At 70.5% G+C, this 17,733-nt stretch carries 18 protein-coding genes; 7 read left to right on the top strand and 11 right to left on the bottom strand.

Annotated features, from left to right (window positions below; translation table 11 throughout):
* Window positions 1–25 precede the first annotated feature (25 nt).
* Together sigM and AC1DWC_RS17050 are read left to right on the top strand one after the other, a co-directional pair.
* Window positions 26–589, top strand: coding sequence for an RNA polymerase sigma factor SigM (gene sigM, locus AC1DWC_RS17055; protein ID WP_477909887.1), 564 nt, complete (start codon window positions 26–28; stop codon window positions 587–589).
* A 112-nt stretch (window positions 590–701) separates the two neighbouring features.
* Window positions 702–1,451: a hypothetical protein gene (locus tag AC1DWC_RS17050; protein ID WP_477909885.1), complete on the top strand. Its 750-nt coding sequence runs from the start codon at window positions 702–704 to the stop codon at window positions 1,449–1,451.
* 76 nt (window positions 1,452–1,527) lie between these two features.
* On the opposite strand, the gene AC1DWC_RS17045 is transcribed toward AC1DWC_RS17050, so the two are convergent.
* Window positions 1,528–2,094 (bottom strand): helix-turn-helix domain-containing protein, encoded by a 567-nt coding sequence (locus AC1DWC_RS17045; RefSeq protein WP_477909883.1) that lies wholly within the window; start codon window positions 2,092–2,094, stop codon window positions 1,528–1,530.
* A 104-nt stretch (window positions 2,095–2,198) separates the two neighbouring features.
* Between AC1DWC_RS17045 and AC1DWC_RS17040 the strand changes: the two genes are divergently transcribed.
* The 5 genes from AC1DWC_RS17040 (at window position 2,199) to AC1DWC_RS17020 (ending at window position 7,000) form a co-directional block, all read left to right on the top strand.
* Window positions 2,199–3,422 carry an oxidoreductase gene (locus tag AC1DWC_RS17040; RefSeq protein ID WP_477909881.1) on the top strand — a complete coding sequence of 408 codons (1,224 nt, stop codon included), beginning with the start codon at window positions 2,199–2,201 and terminating at the stop codon, window positions 3,420–3,422.
* Window positions 3,423–3,676: 254 nt separating this feature from the next.
* The gene (locus AC1DWC_RS17035) at window positions 3,677–4,288 is read left to right on the top strand and encodes a TetR/AcrR family transcriptional regulator (protein WP_477909909.1); all 612 of its coding nucleotides are present in this window, start codon (window positions 3,677–3,679) and stop codon (window positions 4,286–4,288) included.
* A gap of 42 nt (window positions 4,289–4,330) precedes the next feature.
* Window positions 4,331–5,320: a thioredoxin-disulfide reductase gene (trxB, locus tag AC1DWC_RS17030; protein ID WP_477909879.1), complete on the top strand. Its 990-nt coding sequence runs from the start codon at window positions 4,331–4,333 to the stop codon at window positions 5,318–5,320.
* 47 nt (window positions 5,321–5,367) lie between these two features.
* Window positions 5,368–5,691, top strand: a complete 324-nt coding sequence (trxA, locus tag AC1DWC_RS17025) for a thioredoxin (protein ID WP_072846520.1) — start codon at window positions 5,368–5,370, stop codon at window positions 5,689–5,691.
* A 109-nt stretch (window positions 5,692–5,800) separates the two neighbouring features.
* On the top strand, window positions 5,801–7,000 hold the full coding sequence (locus AC1DWC_RS17020) for an N-acetylmuramoyl-L-alanine amidase (protein WP_477909877.1): 1,200 nt from the start codon (window positions 5,801–5,803) through the stop codon (window positions 6,998–7,000).
* 30 nt (window positions 7,001–7,030) lie between these two features.
* On the opposite strand, the gene AC1DWC_RS17015 is transcribed toward AC1DWC_RS17020, so the two are convergent.
* The 10 genes from AC1DWC_RS17015 to rpmH form a co-directional block, all read right to left on the bottom strand.
* A complete protein-coding gene (locus tag AC1DWC_RS17015) occupies window positions 7,031–7,711 on the bottom strand; it encodes a GNAT family N-acetyltransferase (protein WP_477909875.1) in 681 nt (226 codons plus the stop codon).
* A 234-nt stretch (window positions 7,712–7,945) separates the two neighbouring features.
* Window positions 7,946–9,061, bottom strand: a complete 1,116-nt coding sequence (locus AC1DWC_RS17010; protein ID WP_477909873.1) for a ParB/RepB/Spo0J family partition protein — start codon at window positions 9,059–9,061, stop codon at window positions 7,946–7,948.
* The gene (locus tag AC1DWC_RS17005; RefSeq protein WP_477909871.1) at window positions 9,061–10,050 is read right to left on the bottom strand and encodes a ParA family protein; all 990 of its coding nucleotides are present in this window, start codon (window positions 10,048–10,050) and stop codon (window positions 9,061–9,063) included. Before AC1DWC_RS17005 ends, AC1DWC_RS17010 begins: the two co-directional genes overlap by 1 nt.
* A gap of 64 nt (window positions 10,051–10,114) precedes the next feature.
* A complete protein-coding gene (gene rsmG / locus AC1DWC_RS17000) occupies window positions 10,115–10,786 on the bottom strand; it encodes a 16S rRNA (guanine(527)-N(7))-methyltransferase RsmG (protein WP_072846544.1) in 672 nt (223 codons plus the stop codon).
* A 604-nt stretch (window positions 10,787–11,390) separates the two neighbouring features.
* On the bottom strand, window positions 11,391–11,561 hold the full coding sequence (locus AC1DWC_RS16995) for a hypothetical protein (protein ID WP_477909869.1): 171 nt from the start codon (window positions 11,559–11,561) through the stop codon (window positions 11,391–11,393).
* A 3,254-nt stretch (window positions 11,562–14,815) separates the two neighbouring features.
* Window positions 14,816–15,376 carry a Jag family protein gene (locus AC1DWC_RS16990; RefSeq protein WP_072846525.1) on the bottom strand — a complete coding sequence of 187 codons (561 nt, stop codon included), beginning with the start codon at window positions 15,374–15,376 and terminating at the stop codon, window positions 14,816–14,818.
* A 20-nt stretch (window positions 15,377–15,396) separates the two neighbouring features.
* The gene (yidC, locus tag AC1DWC_RS16985) at window positions 15,397–16,464 is read right to left on the bottom strand and encodes a membrane protein insertase YidC (protein WP_477909867.1); all 1,068 of its coding nucleotides are present in this window, start codon (window positions 16,462–16,464) and stop codon (window positions 15,397–15,399) included.
* Window positions 16,465–16,468: 4 nt separating this feature from the next.
* Window positions 16,469–16,846 carry a membrane protein insertion efficiency factor YidD gene (yidD, locus tag AC1DWC_RS16980; protein ID WP_477909865.1) on the bottom strand — a complete coding sequence of 126 codons (378 nt, stop codon included), beginning with the start codon at window positions 16,844–16,846 and terminating at the stop codon, window positions 16,469–16,471.
* Window positions 16,843–17,220, bottom strand: coding sequence for a ribonuclease P protein component (rnpA, locus tag AC1DWC_RS16975; protein WP_477839562.1), 378 nt, complete (start codon window positions 17,218–17,220; stop codon window positions 16,843–16,845). The genes yidD and rnpA overlap by 4 nt, the downstream gene beginning before the upstream one ends.
* Before the next feature lie 21 nt (window positions 17,221–17,241).
* Window positions 17,242–17,385, bottom strand: a complete 144-nt coding sequence (gene rpmH / locus AC1DWC_RS16970; protein WP_072754329.1) for a 50S ribosomal protein L34 — start codon at window positions 17,383–17,385, stop codon at window positions 17,242–17,244.
* Window positions 17,386–17,733 lie beyond the last annotated feature (348 nt).

Below are 17,733 nucleotides of genomic sequence, written 5' to 3'. Positions count from 1 at the left end.
CAACAGGGGGATCGCCGGAGCGGGCATGTCTGACGCCCAGCTACTGGCAGCGCACGCGTCGGGGGACGCACGCGCATTTTCGGAGCTGCTCAGCAGGCACTACGACCATCTGTGGCAGACGGCCCGGCGGACGAGTTACACGCCGGAGGACGCCGCGGACGCGTTGCAGGAGGCGCTGCTCAACGCGCATCGGACGGCCGCGACCTTCCGCGCCGACGCCGCGGTGCGCAGCTGGCTGCACCGAATCGTGGTGAACGCCTGTCTGGACCGGATCCGGCGGAACAAGGCCCGGCCGACGGTGCCGCTGCCGGAGGACGACCAGCACGAACCCAGCCATCCACGCGACGCCATGACGGACCGCGAGACGTCCATGGCCATCGAGGATGCGCTGTTCACACTGTCGCCAGAGCAGCGGGCCGCGGTGGTCGCGGTCGACCTCGAGGGGTACTCGGTGGCCGAGGCCGCGGCGTTGCTCGGGATACCGGAGGGCACCGTGAAGAGTCGGTGCGCGCGGGCCCGGCACCGGCTCGCCCAGGAGTTGAGCTATTTGCAGGCTGGACGGAACCAGATCGACGCCAACGAGGTCTAATCCCAGTAGCGGTGGTCGATCGGCGCGGCGGGTCACGGGCACGGGCGTCAGCGGTTTCGCTCACGTAGTTTCGAGTTCGAGTTTCGGTTCGTTCCAACTAAAAGGAGGTGTCATGGTCGCCCAGGGTGAGGATGCACTGCACCCCCCTTTCGACCCAGACCTGCTCGCCGATCTGCACGCCGGGGCGCTGCCGCCGGAGTTCGCGGATCGGCTTGGCGTGGCGTCCGCACAGGACCCGGAAGCCCAGCGCGTCCTCGCCGCGCTCGACTCCGTGCGCGGGCAGCTCGGCGCGCTGCGCACCACCGACACGACGCCGCCACCCGCGCCGCCGGAGGTGGTCGCCCGGATCGAGGCCGCGCTGGCCGCCGAGGTGGCCGGCGCCGCGGCACCGGCCGCCGTCTCCGCCCTGGCCGGGCGGACCGAACGTCGACGCCGGCCCGTCCGACTGCTCGCCGCGGCCGCCGCCGTGGCGGTCGTCGCCGCCGGCGCCCTGTTCGCGCTGACCCAACCCGACGACGAGACCGGACCCGCGACGCCCGCCGTCGCCCTCGACTCGCCGGCCCCGTCCGCCACGAGCGTGGACCTCGGGTCCGACCTGCAACCCACGGTCGCGCTCGGGCTGCTCGGCCGTACCGACCTCGGCCCACTGTCGGCGCCGGGGGCCCGGGACGGATGCCTGCGAGCCAACGGCGTGGACCCGACCACCCCGCTGCTGGGTTCCGGTCCGGTCCGCCTGCGGGGTGTCCCCGGGCTGCTGATGCTCTTCCCGGGGGCACAGGTACCCCAGATCACCGCGCTGGTGGTCGGCTCGGGATGCACCGACTCCGACCCGGCGACGCTGGCCCGCGCCGACATCGGCTAGACGTCAAACGCCGAACGGGCGGTTACCGGGGTCGGCTCTCGGCCGATGCCCCGACAACCGCCCGTTCGGCGGAAGTTCACTCGGGTCCGGCCGCCAACAGCAGGATCTCGAGCACCTTGGCCCGCATCTGCGGGGTGTCCACCTCGGGCGCGATCAGCGACAGGAACATCGCGGCGCCCGCGCCCAGCGCCAGCAGCGCGTCGGCCTCGAGCTGATCCTCGGCCCCGGACCCCTCGGCGGGCGGCAGCATGGCGGCGCTGGGCCCGCTGAAGTTCCGCCACACCGCCCCGCGCAGTTCTTGGTGGTCGCGCAGCGTGGCCAGGAGCGCCGGCACCGCCGCCCGGACCGCGGGGCTGCGGAACACCTCGGAACTACCCGTGGCCACCCAGCGGATCCAGCCGGCCCGGTCCGCACCCTCGAACGGCCGCAGGTCCGGCTCCAGGCCGAGGACGGCGTCGAGGACCAGGTGCGCCTTGGACTCCCACCGCCGCGCCATGGCGGCGCGGCTGACACCCGCCCGGGCCGCGAGCGCCCGCAGGCTGAGCTGGTCGTATCCCACCTCGACGAGCATGTCGCGGGCGGCGTCGAGCACGGCGGCGTCGATGCGGGGGTCACGGGGGCGGCCCGATCCGGTGGCAGTCATCGATCGAATTCTCTTCCATCGGGGGCCGTCGGGCTATACCGTGTCCCTTTACGAGTCCAATGGCATCGCAATGACCGCCCGACAGCAACGAGGACGCCTCCACGATGAACGCCGCACCCACCCGCGCCCGACGGATCTTCGAGCCCGCCCGGCTCGGCCCCCTGACCCTGCGCAACCGCATCGTCAAGGCCGCGACCTTCGAGGGCGTGATGCGGCGCGGCGTCGTCTCCGACGAACTCGTCGAGTTCCACCGCGCGGTCGCGGCCGGCGGCGCGGCGTTGACCACCGTCGCGTACTGCGCGGTGTCCGAGTCGGGCCGGGTGCACCGCGACACCCTCGTCCTGAACGAGGCCACCAGACCGGGACTCACCCGGCTCACCGACGCCGTGCACGCGGAGGGCGCCCTGGCCGCGGCCCAGATCGGGCACGCCGGACTGGTCGCCAACACCCTCTCCAACGGCACCAAGACCCTGGCGCCGTCCACCCGGATCAGTCCTCCCGCAATGGGTTTGGTCCGCGGCGCATCGCTCGACCAGCTCGCCGAGGTGGCCACGGACTTCGAACACGCGGCGCGGGTCGCGGTCGACTCCGGGTTCGATGCGCTCGAGGTGCACCTGGGCCACAACTACCTGCTGAGCAGCTTCATGAGCCCGAACCTGAACAGGCGGCACGACCGGTACGGCGGCAGTGTGGCGGCCCGCTCCCGCTTCCCACGCGAGGTGCTCGAGCGGGTTCGCGCCGCGGCGGGGGACTCCGTCGCGGTCACCGTCAAGTTCAACATGGCCGACGGCGTCCCCAAGGGACTCTGGCTGGACCAGAGCCTGCAGATCGCCAGGCTGATCGAGTCCGACGGGCACGTCGACGCCATGCAGCTCACCGGCGGCAGCTCCCTGCTCAACGGCATGTACTTCTTCCGCGGCGAGGTCCCGATGGCGGAATTCATTGCGTCGCAACCGAAACTGGTGGGAATGGGGCTGCGTTTCTACGGCCCGCACCTCTTTCCGACCTACCCCTTCGAGGAGGCCTTCTTCCGGCCGTTCGCGCGCCAGTTCCGGGAGGCGCTGTCGATGCCGCTGATCATGCTCGGCGGGATCAACCGGGTCGAGACCATCGAGACCGCACTGGGGGAGGGCTTCGAGTTCGTCGGCATGGCCCGCGCGCTGCTTCGGGATCCCAACCTGGTCAACAAGTTTCGAGACGACGAGGCCGCCGAGGGCAACTGCGTGCACTGCAACAAGTGCATGCCGACCATCTACACCGGCACCCGGTGCGTGGTCCGCGAGGCCCTCGCCGCCCTCCCCGACCCGGCACTGGGCCACGCCGGCTGAGCCGAGCCTCCCGGGCCAATCTTCCCAACAACCTGTTGGCACCCTTGCCATCCCCGTCGGGAGCTGACGGTGCCGCTCCCCAAGGAGTCGACATGTGTGGTGGCGCAGTGCCGTCGCTCGGCGGTTACCACCGTGACGGTGTCCCCCGACTACGATGTCCTCGACCGCTGCGCCCGCGTCGTCACGACGACCGACAGGCGCAGGACCGACACATGAGGCGTCGCCCACCCGACGCACCGGCGAGGGGAGGTGCGGTGCCGCGGATCAGCGCGCCCACGGTGGCGCAGCACCGCGCCGCGCAGCGGCGCGCCCTCCTCGACGCCGCCCGCGAGGTGCTCACCGAGGGCGCCACCGACATCCCGGGGTTCGCCGAGGTCGCGGCGCGCGCGGGCCTGGCGCGGTCGAGCATGTACCAGTACTTCAAGTCCCGGCGGGACCTGCTCGACGCACTGGTCGAGGACTCCTTCCCGCGCTGGTCCGATCGGGTCGAACGGGAGATGGACGCGGCCGGGGCACCGGACCGCCGGGTCCTCGCCTACGTCCGCGCGAACCTGGACCTGGTCGCCGAGGGGGAACACGCCATCGCTTCGTCGATCGCCGCCATCGCGCCGACCGAGAAGATGACCGAGACCAGCGCGCTGCTGCACCGCAAGCTGGTGACCCCGCTGGTGACGGCGCTCACCGAGCTCGGCGCCACCGACCCGGCCGCCACCGCCGAGCTCATCAACGCCGTCGTGCACGCCGCGACCCGGCAGGTCGAGGCCGGTGGTGACCCCGCCGCGGTTCAGGCCCGGGCCGCGGAACTGATCGAGCCGTACCTCACCTTCGCCGCCACATCCAGGGCCACCGGGAACATCAACCCTTAGTCTGTTGTTGAGCCAGGCAACGTTCACAACCCGGAAGGCCCCATGACTAACCCGACCTCGGTACGAGACCTCATCATCGTCGGATCCGGACCCTCCGGATACACCGCCGGCGTCTACGCGGCCCGTGCGGAGCTGGCACCCCTGCTCTTCGAGGGCACCCAGTTCGGCGGCGCCTTGATGACCACCACCGAGGTGGAGAACTTCCCCGGCTTCCGCGAGGGCATCATGGGCCCGGACCTCATGGACGAGATGCGCGAGCAGGCCAAGCGCTTCGGCGCCGAGATCCGCACCGAGGACGTCGAGGAGATCGACCTGTCCAGCGGCGTCAAGCGCATCGTCGCGAACGGCGAGACCTACTACGCGCACGCCGTCATCCTCGCGATGGGCGCCGCGGCCCGCTACCTCGGCATCCCCGGCGAGGAGAAGCTCCTCGGCCGCGGCGTCAGCGCCTGCGCCACCTGCGACGGCTTCTTCTTCCGCGACCAGGACATCGTCGTGGTCGGCGGCGGCGACTCCGCGATGGAGGAGGCCACCTTCCTCACCCGCTTCGCCCGCAGCGTCACGCTGGTGCACCGCCGCGAGGAGTTCCGCGCCTCCCGGATCATGCTCGAGCGCGCCAAGGCGAACGAGAAGATCCGCTTCCTGACCAACGCCGAGCCGGTCGAGGTGCTGGGCGAGACCAGCGTCACCGGCCTGGTGCTGCGCGACACCGTCACCGGTGAGCAGTCCACCCTGCCGATCACCGGCATGTTCGTCGCGATCGGCCACGACCCGCGCAGCGAGCTGGTCAAGGGCCAGGTCGACATCGACGACGAGGGCTACGTGCGGGTGCAGTCCCCGACCACCCAGACCTCCATCGAGGGTGTCTTCGCGGCCGGCGACCTGGTCGACCACACCTACCGTCAGGCCATCACCGCCGCCGGCACCGGCTGCTCCGCCGCGATCGACGCGGAGCGCTGGCTGGCCGAGAAGGGCGACATCACCGCCAACACGCTCGCGGCGGCCGAACGCCCCGTCGGCGCCGAGGCCTGACCACCACCCGCCTCGCGGACCCCACCCCGTCACCTGAGGAGACAACCATGTCGAACACGATCACCATCACCGACGACTCCTTCAAGCAGGACGTCCTCGACTCCGACAAGCCCGTGCTCGTCGACTTCTGGGCGACCTGGTGCGGCCCGTGCAAGATGGTCGCGCCGGTGCTCGAGGAGATCGCCGGTGAGCACGGCGACAAGCTCACCGTCGCCAAGCTCGACATCGATGCCAACCCGGCCGCCGCCCGCGACTTCCAGGTCATGTCGATCCCGACGATGATCCTGTTCCAGGGCGGCAAGCCGGTGAAGCAGATTGTCGGCGCCAAGGGCAAGGCTGCCCTGCTCAAGGACCTTTCCGACATCCTGTAACCGACGCCGCAGCCCCCGAGATTGCCGAATCCTCGGGGGTTTCTGCGACAATCGACGCGTGTGCGACGCCCCGCCGCGACGTGCCAGGACCACGAGAGGACCGGAAAGTATGCAGCGTCTCTGTCACGGCGATCACGGTCCCGCCGTAGCCGAGGTCCGCAGCACCCTTTCCAGCCTGGGGTTCCTGCACAACGGCATGTCGACGGCGCCCCGGGACGCGGTCAACGGCTCCCAGTGGGTGGCCCCGGACGCCGTGTTCGACCACCACCTCGACAGCGCCGTGCGCGCGTTCCAGCAGCAACGCGGCCTCCTGGTCGACGGCGTGGTCGGTGCGGCAACGTACCGCGGGCTCAAGGAGGCGTCGTACCGCCTCGGCGCCCGCACCCTGATCTACCAGCTGTCCGCACCGCTGTACGGCGACGACGTCGCGACGCTGCAGAACCGGCTGCAGGACCTCGGCTTCTACTCGGCGCGGGCGGACGGCCACTTCGGGCCGAAGACCCACGAGGGCCTGTCCTCGTTCCAGCGTGAGATCGGCATCGCCTCCGACGGCATCTGCGGACCCCAGACGCTGCGCTCGCTCGAACTGCTCGGCACCCGCGTCACCGGCGGCTCGCCGCACGCGATCACCGAGGAGGAGTCGGTCCGTCGGTCCGGCCCGCAGCTCAGCGGCAAGCGGATCGTGATCGACCCGGACCTCGGCGGCGAGGCGACCGGAGCGGTGATCCAGACGCCCAACGGCCCGATCACCGAAGCAGAGATCCTGTGGGACCTCGCCAGTCGGCTCGAGGGCCGGATGGCCGCGACGGGCATGGAGACGTTCCTGTCCCGGCCGCACAACGCGAACCCGTCGGTCACGTCCCGGGCCGAGATCTCCAACACGTTCGACGCGGACCTGATGATCTCGCTGCGCTGCGCCAGCAGCGTGAGCCCCCACGCGAACGGCGTCGCCAGCTTCCACTTCGGGAACTCGCACGGCGCCACCTCGCGGATCGGGCAGGTGCTGTCCAGCTTCATCCAGCGCGAAATCGTTGCTCGCGCACCACTTCAGGACTGCCGCACGCACGGGCGGTCGTGGGATCTGTTGCGGCTGACCAACATGCCGACCGTTCAGGTCGACATCGGTTATCTCACAAACGAATCCGACGTCAATGTGCTCGTGAACCCCCGAAACCGGGACATCATCGCCGAGGCGATCCTGATCGCGGTCAAGCGGCTGTACCTGCTCGGACAGGACGACCAGCCGACCGGGACGTTCACGTTCGCGGAGCTGCTCGCCGAGGAACTGGCGAAGTCCGACCCGGCCTAGTCCGAGCCCGTCGGCGACGGGCGGCGGGTCTCAGTGCGCGCCGACCGTCGACTTCTGTTCGATGTCGACGACCGTCAGCGAGGCCGTCATCAGCAGCCGCTCGAGCGCCGACTCCACGTCCGCCTTCCAGCCGTGGTCGCGATTGAGCTCGAGCCGCAACCGCGGGTAACGATGGTGCGCCGCAACCACTTCGAAGCCCATGTCGATCAGGAAACCGGCGTCGATCATGCAGTCGGCGGGCGCACAGTCAGGCCCCGGACGTCGGCCTACGCGAGCCTCGTCCTCGTCCCGGACGATCCCGAATGCCTCGATCGCCCGCACCCCGCGGTGCACCAGATCGCCCACGACGGCCTGCATCAGGCTCGGGCCCACCCCGTCCAGCTCCGCGGCCGGTTCGAGCCGCAGCGTGGTCAGCAGGACCGCGTCCGCACTGACGGGGGAGGTGGGGAAGAGCTTCGCCCGTGGCACGTCGCCGGGCGGGGAGTAGAGCGCGCAGCCGGCGGGCCGTCCGTCGAGGGTGGCGACCTGACCGCAGGACCCCCACTCGAGCATCACCATCGAGAGCCAGGCCTCCTTCTCGAACTCGGGGTCCGAGAAGCTCCGGGAGCTTTGCACCGCGGCCGGGTCCATTTCCCAGAAGACACAACGGCGGGAGTGCCGGGGAAGCTGGTCGAGTCCGTCGAGCGTGAGCGGGCTGATGCGCATCGACACCGGTGAACCAGCCTCCAACACCCGACAGCGGGCATCGGACGCCCGCGGGACACATTATTCTTCCTCCAGAATAGGCGATCGGCGGGCCGACGGCCGGACCAGATCGGACCGCCCTCGAATCATCTTGGTGGGAAAGATGATTCGATCACCCAACCCCGCGGACGCCTCGGCCGACCCGTCGTGGTGTCACAGTGACGGATCGGCCGAGGGTGGTCGGGTGCCGGGAACCCGGCGCTACGAGCCGCCCTGGTGTTCCATCATCTCGACGATCCGCTGCAGGTCGTCCACCGAGCCGAACTCGACGACGATCTTGCCCTTGCGCTTGCCGAGGCTCACCGTGACGCGGGTGTCGAACGCCCCGGACAGCCGGTCCGCGACGTCCTGGAGGCCCGGCATCTGGATCGGCTTGCGCTTCACCGGGGGAGTGAGCGCGGCGGCATCCTCACGGTTGGCCAGCGTCACGGCCTCCTCGGTGGCACGCACCGACATGCCCTCGGCGACGATCCGCGCGGCCAGCAGTTCCTGTGCCTCGGCGCCCGCCTCGAGCGAGAGCAGGGCCCGGGCGTGGCCGGCGGAGAGCACGCCGGCCGCGACCCGCCGCTGCACCGGGATCGGCAGCCGGAGGAGCCGGATCATGTTGGTCACGACGGGCCGCGAACGCCCGATCCGGGCGGCCAGCTCCTCGTGGGTGACGTTGAACTCCTCGAGCAGCTGCTGGTACGCCGCCGCCTCCTCGAGCGGGTTCAGCTGCACCCGGTGGATGTTCTCGAGCAGTGCGTCGCGCAACATCGAGCCGTCGTTCGTCTCGCGGACGATCGCCGGGATGGTCTCGAGCCCGGCCTGCTGGCTGGCCCGCCACCGTCGCTCACCCATCACCAGCTGGTAGCGGTCGTCTGCGACGCGGCGCACCACGATCGGCTGCATCAGGCCAAACTCGCGGATCGAGAAGACCAGTTCGGCGAGCGCCTCCTCGTCGAACACCTGGCGCGGCTGCTTCGGGTTCGGCTCGATCTGCGCGGCCGGGATCTCCCGGTAGATGGCGCCGACGGGGGAGAGGCCGGGTGCCGACTCCCCGTCGGACGCCTGGGCGGCGGCCTTCGCCGTCTTCGTGGTCTTCGCCGCCGCCGTCTTGGCGGTGGCGGCCTTGGTCGCCGGGGCCTTCGGTGCCGCACCGTCGACCGGAGCGGGTGCCGGCGCCTTGCCGGTCTTGGTCGCCGTGGCCGCCGGGGCGGACGCGTTGCCGATGATCACGTCGGCGGCGGCGCTGCCGAGCCGCGGTCCGGCCTCGGGGCCGGTCGGGATCAGTGCCGCGAGGCCGCGTCCCAGGCCACCCTTGCTTCTCGTGCTCACTACGTCTCCTGCGCGTTCATCGTGGCGGTGCGGGCTGCGAGTTCGCGGCCGGCGTCGAGGTAACTCATGGCACCGCGTGAGCCCGGGTCGTAGTCGAGGACGGTCATCCCGTATCCGGGCGCCTCCGAGACCTTCACGCTGCGGGGGATCACGGCGCGCAGCACCCGGTCACCGAAGTGCTTGCGCACCTCCTCGGCGACCTGGTCGGCCAGCTTGGTCCGGCCGTCGTACATGGTCAGCAGGACCGTCGAGACATGCAGGTCGGGGTTGAGGTGGGACTGGACCAGCTCGATGTTGCGCAGCAGCTGCCCGACGCCCTCGAGTGCGTAGTACTCGCACTGGATGGGGATCAGCACCTCCTGCGCGGCGACCATCGCGTTGACCGTGAGCAGACCCAGCGACGGCGGGCAGTCGATGAGGATGAAGTCGACGTCGATGCCGGCCAGCGCGGCGGGGGCGAGGGCGGTCTTGAGCCGGCCCTCACGGGCGACCATGGAAACCAGCTCGATCTCGGCGCCGGCCAGGTCGATGGTCGCGGGGATGCAGTACAGCCGGTCGCTGTGCGGGCTCTGCTGGATGGCCTCGGCGGCCGTGACTTCGCCTATGAGCAGCTCGTAGCTCGAGGGGGTGCCTGAGTGGTGGGGGACACCCAGCGCGGTGCTGGCGTTGCCCTGGGGGTCCAAATCGACCACCAGGACGGTCAGCCCGAGAACCGCGAGTGAGGACGCGAGGTTCACCGCGGTGGTCGTCTTGCCGACGCCGCCCTTCTGGTTCGCGATGGTGAGGACGCGGCGGCGGTTCGGCTTGGGCATCGACACCCCGTGCGGGTGCAGGACCTGACTCGCCCGCTGCGCGGCCGCACCGATCGGTGTCTCCTCCAGCGAGATGCCCGAATACGCGGACGCCGGATAGGGATTCGCACCGTCGCCGTTGGTGGGTTTCGAAGGGTCGCGTCCGGTTTCACGTGAAACCGCGGGTCCACCCGACATGTGTTGCTCCTTCACAGATCTTGCTCGATCACCACGGCGTGAATTCATCGGTTCGACGGGTCCATTATCGGCGATGACCTCGCCGGGGGACGCGTTCTGCGCGAACCACGATCGTCGGTGTCGGCAGAATCGCGGCGCCGCACTCGACGATCTCCAACTTGCCAGCCCCCAGGCGAGTCAGGGAAGCCTGATCACGGGAGATCTCTTCCGCCGCACTCGATCCCTTCATCGCCAACATCCGGCCGCCCTCGTGCACCAGCGGGATCGACCAGCGGGCAAGCTTCTCCAACGGCGCGACGGCCCGGGAGGTCACGACGTCGGCGCCACCGGCCTCGTGCAGGACGCCGGGCTGTTCCGCGCGCCCGCGGACCACGCGGACGTCGAGACCGACCTCCTCGATGAACTCGGCCAGATACACCGAGCGGCGCAGCAGCGGCTCGACCAACGTGATCCGGAGGTCCGGGCGGGCGATCGCGAGCGGAATGCCGGGCAGGCCGGCCCCGCTGCCCACGTCGACGACGGACTCGCCCTCGGCGATCAGCTCACCGATCACGGCGCAGTTGAGCAGGTGCCGGTCCCAGAGTCGGGGGACCTCACGCGGTCCGATCAGGCCCCGCTCCACACCCGCCGTGGCGAGCGAGTCGCGGTACTTCACCGCGAGGTCGAGGCGGTCCCCAAAGACGGTCTGAGCGGCCTCGGGCATGTCGTCGGACTCGATGTGTTCCACGTGAAACATCTTCCCGTGACGCCGATACATTCCACAAACCAGACGCGCGGAATATTCGGATCCCGATGAATCCGGACCCGGTGGGGTCCGATCAGCGTGACCGAACCGCCGCGTTCCCGGCCATCACCGATCCAGGGGAGGGGTCGCGGGCCGGGTCGGCTCGGCCGGGAGGCGGATGGCAGGGGCGTCGGGCGGTGGGGGAGGGGAGGGGCCGGCCGACTCGCAGAGGCGTCGTCCCCGTGCGAGCGGACACCTGCCGCGACCGCCGGTTCGTTGCCGGGCCTCGAGCCGGCGCCGGCACCCCGGTCGACACGCAACCGCCGTTGCGGAAACCCGTGCGGCGGCGGTCGCCGGCGCGGCTCCGCCAGTGGGGCCTTGCGGGTGGGCCTCGCGTGCACGCGGGTTCCCAATGCCGAGTCGGTACGGTCGCGGGCCCACCACTGCCGCAGGCTCGGTGCTGCGCGCACGGCCGGGATGTTGCCGCCGAAGCGCACGGCCGCCAGCCAGTCACCGAGGCCGGCAGGCCCGGCCGGCCGGAGGCCGCCCACACACGAGGCGCCGGCGCGGGATCGGGGCGGAGGCAGGCGAGGTGCCGCACGTGGGCGTCCCCACATCAGACGCCGAGGCCCTTGGAGGAGCGCACGCCGAACGGTGCACGACTGCGACGCCCCTCGAACACGAAGTCCACGGCACGCGGGCCCGCGAGGGTTCGGAGCCGCCGGAGCGCAAGTGGCGTCACCCGCGGGTCGAGCATGAGTGCGGCCACGACAACGCGAGCCACCACGTCCGCCCACCCCAGGCCAACGCGCGGCACCCGCCGAAATGGGATGGGCCGGACCCGCGCGCACACATCCAACGCCGTCCGTCGTCGCGAACGGACCCGACTCGGAGGCCGGGCGCCGGCCCGGGAGACGACCCGCCCGCGGGATGGATCCAGTCCCGCCGATGGCGCAGTCTCACCGATGGCACAGCCTCGCCGCCCCGTCGGCGGGAGCGTCCGCCCAGCCCCGGTTCCGGGCGGCCGGGCCGGCCGCGAAGGTCGGACAACCGGTCGCCCGATCGCGGCCGGAGGACCAACCCGCGGGCGTCGGGCACCGCACCTGAGATCCGCCTGCCCGTGCGCCGCGGTGTGGACGAGCGCTGCAAGCTCGCCGGATGCAGCAGCAGGCGGGACTTCGCCCCAGTTGTTCGTCGCTGCCGGGGCCCGGACTGAGCGAGTCCGAGCGGCCCACCTCACGGATAGGTGCCTCACCGCGCCAGGGGCTTCCACCGGCGGGAGGTGAAGGCGTGACGACGCCAGGCAGCGCGTGGTGCACCCGCGTGTGGGTGCGACCCGGCGGGGCGTGTTTCACGTGGAACCGGCCCGGCAGCATCGCCCGGCAAGGGCGGGGACCACGGTGCTGATTGGGCCGCTCCGACAGCGGTCGCCCTCGACGGATCCGTGCGCGCCGCCGGCGTGGGTCAGGTGTGCCCGGGCTTCCTCGCACCGGTCGATACCAGTGAGCCGGTGTTCGGCGATCGCGTTTCCTGAAGCCGGCGCCGACCCGGGCAGGACCCGACGGCCGCCGAGGAATGCGGCGCGAGGACGCCCAGGCGGGTGCCGGGCGGTTCCCGCGGAGGGCCGGCCCCAGTGGGCGCGACCAACCCCCGGCCCCGCCCGACGCGATGCCCACCACGGCAGGCGGGTGCCGGACGGCTGGCCCGGGAATCCCGATGCGCCTGGCGTCGATGCCGGCGACGACCAGTCCTCTCATGAGCCCCGCCGCCGCGGGGCCTCGGGCGCGCCCCGTTCACTCGAATGGGACTCCACTCTGGCGGGCCGTCGCGGATTCGACACCTCGCCCTCGTCTGGCCGACAGGGACCCCCGGCTTCGGAGCGGTCACCGTGCCGTGACGGGTCGGCGAGTTCCATCGGCAGCGGGTGCCCGTCGGTGGGGGAGGGGAGTGGCACGCCGGTCCGGAGGGCTCGGCTCAGCCGACGTGTCCCACGACCGGGACCGGGGAGGGCGGCGAGCGCCCCATGTCGATGGGCGTCGGCCCGGCCGGTCGCGATGTCACCGCCGGCGCGGTCAGGGGAATCTCGGACGTCCCCGATCGTGCCCGGACCGCTGGTTCACGTGAAACAAGACCCGTGCAGGCCCGGTGTCCCGCGCCAGGTCGACGGCACGGCCCCGGGCAGCGCCCCGAATCCGCGGGTGACCCGGCCGGGCCCGGATGCCGACCCGGAGCACCGAACATTCCAGAACCCGCGTCGGGGGTCGCCCCGAGCACGTCCCTCATCGCGTGTAGCGGACATGCCTCGGCGTGGGTCCGCCGCACGCCCGTTGCAGCATCGGTTCCGCTCAGGTCCACCGACGACGACCAAGCCGACCCGGTGCCGTCGCCCGTCTGGCCGTCAGCAGCCGTAGCCCACGCACCGCCCGCCGGACCTCCACCCGACTGACCGAATGCGACATTCGTTCACCTGAACCGAACGAATGTCGCATTCGGTCACACGGAGGGGGCGCTCCGCGCGGAGCCGATTCACGTGAAACATCACATCGATGGCCACCACGCCTCACCACAGACGGCGGTCTCGATCCATGGCATGCGGGTGTCGGCCGACTCCCGTGGTCGGCGCGTTCGACAGAGGGTCGCGAACACTTCGACCGCCTGGTCGCACCCGGAGTCGGTGCTTCACGTGAAACATGCCGCAGAAACCGTCCTTCAATCAGTTCCGACCTCCCCGACCGGTCGGAGCCGAACCCCGCGGAACCCCGGACCCGCCGGCGGATCTCGACCGAATCGCGCGCCAGCGGCGCCAGTTCCGACCAACTGCACGGGCCTCGAATGCAGTCGGAGCGGCGCGGCACGCCGTCGCGAACACCCCGCACGGCAGGCGCATTCGAGTGCGACACCTCCCGGGAGGGCGGCGCGAGGATCCGCTTGCCCTCAGGCCTCCCGTCTCGTCACCGGAGAACAGTCGCCGCCAGCCCGGCGGCGTCGACGCCAATCCGATCCGTGCACCACGAATCCGGGACACCGCGCTTGCCGCCCGCGATGCGGGCGACCAACCCAATGACCGCGGACGGCATGCGGAGCTCGGCATCCCGAGATCGACTGGAATCCGCCACCCGGCTGACAGCCGCCGCCCGCGGAGGGCGTGCGGAGCCCGGCATCCCGAGATCGACTGGAACCCGCCACCCGACGGACGGCCGACGCCGGGGCGGCCCGCCGACGCTCGCCGGGCGGACGGATCGCACGGCAGACGGCGACACCTCCACGCGAACCGGGGGAGCCGCATCGCCTCGCCCCCGCGCGATCCACCCCGGCGCGTCGCTCCGGCCGGGGGTCACCGCCCCGACAGGACCGACAGCACCCGGGTTCCACGTGAAACAGCTCAGCCGCGAGACGGGGAGCCGAACCCGGGGAGCCGGAACAATCTCGGCGCCAAAGCGGAATTTCGACGGCGGATTTCATGCACCCCGCCACCCCCGGGAGTTTCGTCACGGTGACGGGTTACGAAATGAGGCCGACGCGAGCGAGTAGGCCCATCGGTGTCCGGAGCCCCGCCGGCGGTGCGGCCGGGGTCCGCCTCCCGGCGGCGCCCGGATCCCGGAACCGACGCATGGCGCGGCGGCGGTGACACGGCAGTCGGATCTGGGCGCACGGCTCGACGGTCACGTCCCGGGCGGCCGGGCTTGAACACCCGGCACGGCTCGGCCGTCACGTCCCTGGCGGCCGGGCTCGAACGCCGGGCACGACCGGGGTGGCGTGCGATGTGCGTCCGACGCAATCTGCATCCGGATGGCCGGCCCGCCCCGGCGCCGGCCGCGGCGAGGTGTGCACCAATCGGCGACCGGCGCCGTGACCCGTCGGCGGGTCGGGTCGGGTCGACGGGGTCCGGTCGACGGCGGGGGGAGGGGAGTGTCACGCCGGTCCGGTGAGCCGGCCGGAACGGCGGAGCGGAACGGCGGAGCGGACATGGAAACGAGAAGGCCCCCAACCGAAAGGTTGGGGGCCTTCTCACGACTCCGCACGGGAAGTGCGGCACTCGGGTCAGTCCTTCAGGACCACCACACGACGCGACGGCTCCGCGCCCTCGCTCTCGCTGGAGACGCCGTCGATCTTCGCGACCGCGTCGTGCACGATCTTGCGCTCGAACGGCGTCATCGGGGTGAGCGACTCCGGCTCGCCGGACTCGAGCACCCGCTTCGCCGCGGCCACGCCGATCTCGGTGAGCTCGGCACGCCGACCCGCACGCCAGCCCGCCACATCCAGCATCAGCCGACTGCGCTCGCCGGTCGCCTGCTGCACCGCCAGCCGGGTCAGTTCCTGGAGCGCGTCGAGCACCTCGCCCTTGCGGCCGACGAGCTTCGCGAGGTCCTCGCCGCCGTCGATGCTGACGACCGCGCGGTCGCCCTCGACATCGAGGTCGATGTCGCCGTCGAAGTCCAGCACGTCGAGCAACTGCTCGAGGTAGTCGCCGGCGATCTCGCCCTCTTCGATCAGCGCGTCCTCGGGATCCAAGTCGTCAGCCTCGGTCTCACCAGACACATCCGCCACATCCGCCACGACCTCGTCGTCTCCGTCCCGCGCGGTTACCGGATCATTCGCCATCGTCGTTCCCTTTTCTCGAGTCAGCGCCGCTTGTTGCGCTTGGAAGTCTTTCCTCGGTTCGCGGCCGGCCGGGCACCGGGCTTCGGCGCCTTCGCCTGCACGTCCGGCTCGTCGCCGGCCTCCTCGACCTCGTCAGCGGGGGAGGAGTCGCTCGACGTCGAGGCGGCCTTGCGCTTCTTCGTCATGTCCGGACGCACCCCCGGCTTGGGGGCGTTGTCCGAGCGGCGCTCGATGGCGGCCAGCCGCTTCTCCTCTTCCTCCGCGTCGATGCGACGGAACACGAGGTGCTGCTGCGCATAGGTCCAGATGTTGTTCGACACCCAGTACAGCAGGATGGCGATCATCAGGAACGGGCCACCGACGAGCACACCCAGCGGGAACACGTACAGCGCGAGCTTGTTCATGATCGCGGACTGCGGGTTCGCGGCGGCGGCCTCGCTCTGCCGAGCCACCGAGGCGCGCGAGTTGAAGTGCGTGGCGATGGACGCGATGATCATCAGCGGGACCGCGACGGCCGCGATGCTCCAGACGCTCGGGATCGGCACGCCGTAGGCCTCGAGCTGTGCGGTCGGGGTGGTCATGGCCGCGGAGATCGGGGCACCGAACAGGCGGGCATCCAGGAAGGACTGGACGTCGGCCGCGCTGAAGAAGTAGTTCGGGGTGTTCGCGTTGTCCTGGATGGACATGCCGAGCTGGCCGTAGCCCTCACCGGTCCGGTTGAAGGACCGCAGCACGTGGAACAGGCCGATGAACACGGGCGCCTGCAGCAGCACGGGGAGGCAACCCATGATCGGGTTGAAGCCGTGCTCCTTCTGGAGCTTCTGCATCTCCAGCGCCATCCGCTGGCGGTCCTTGCTGTACTTCTTCTGCAGCGCCTTGATCTGAGGCTGCAGTTCCTGCATCTGCCGGGTGGTACGCACCTGCTTGACGAACGGCTTGTACAGGATCGCACGCAGCGTGAACACCAGGAACATCACCGACAGGGCCCAGGTGATGCCGCTGTTGGGCCCCAGGAACGGGATGGCGCCGAAGATCTTGTGCCAGACCCAGAGGATCCCAGACACCGGATAATAAATGACGTCGAGCACGGCTCTAGGTACTCCTCTGTTCGTGCGCGTCCACCAGACGGTGGGTTTGCTTGCCAGTATCCCTACCGGACGGCTCGGAATCCGCGGCAGCATCGCCACACGGACGGCGGGACCTGCGCGGCGGGACCGGATCCCAGCCTCCAGGGTGCCAGGGTGCGCACTTGAGCAGGCGCACAACGGTCAACCCGAGGCCGATCACGACGCCGCGGTCGCGCAGGGCGTCGACGGCGTACTCGCTGCAGGTGGGCGTGAAACGACAGGTGGGCAACCGCAACGGAGAGACGTAGCTGCGGTACAGCTCGATGACGAAGATCAGAGCTCGAGCGGGGACACGACGCAGCGAGGTCCACCGGGACGTGCCCGTACTTCGACTGTCGGTCATACCGAATTTCCCACACTGACAAGAAGGTTGAGTTTGCGAAGGCCGGACCGGAGTTGCCGGTCGAGCTCCTTCGATGAGGCCGTCGCGGACCCGGGCAGCGCCCGGATCACCACGTTGGTGCCCTCCGGCACCTCCGCGACGAGGCCCACACAGATATGACGAAGCCGGCGCGCGACTCGATGTCGAATCACCGCCGGCCCGACAGCCTTGCTTACCACCAGCCCGAAACGCGGACCGGTGTCACTCACCAAAACCTCAGTCGGGTTGCCGGCCAGGGCGTGGATGACCACGTCCCGCCGGGCAGCCCGCTGACCACGTCGAACGGTGGACGCGAAGTCCGACCGTCGACGCAACCGGTGCGGCTCAGGAAGCATCCCGAGCTCCCGAAGTCAGAATCAGGCGGTGAGAGAAGCGCGGCCCTTTTGGCGACGCGCAGAAACGATGGCGCGCCCTGCACGGGTACGCATACGAAGACGGAAGCCGTGGACGCGCGCGCGGCGTCGGTTGTTCGGCTGGAACGTCCGCTTGCCCTTGGCCACGGTCAACTCCTATAGATCATCGGCGCCAGTCGGCGCCTCTCAAACTGAAAATTGGTGGTCCCCCGCAGCCGAGGCCGTGACGGACTCGCGCCCGGCGAGATGCAGCCAGCACGAAACCGTCACCTCGAATTCAGGTGACTGTACGAGGGTACGCAGGACAATCCTCGAGGTCAAACCAAGATTCGCACGGACACGCTGCAATCCCGGGGTCCTTGCCTCTGCGCCTCGCCTGTGCCATGGCGTCGGTCCGTCGGCGATGCATGTAAGGCAACTAACACCGACCTCGCCCGGTCGCACACGGCCGCGCGGCACCGATCCGACCTGCCTCGTCCGCGTCGCCGCAGGTAA

It is taken from the genome of Rhodococcus sp. P4_C10 (assembly GCF_056402135.1).
This window is presented reverse-complemented; position numbering and strand designations above follow the sequence as displayed.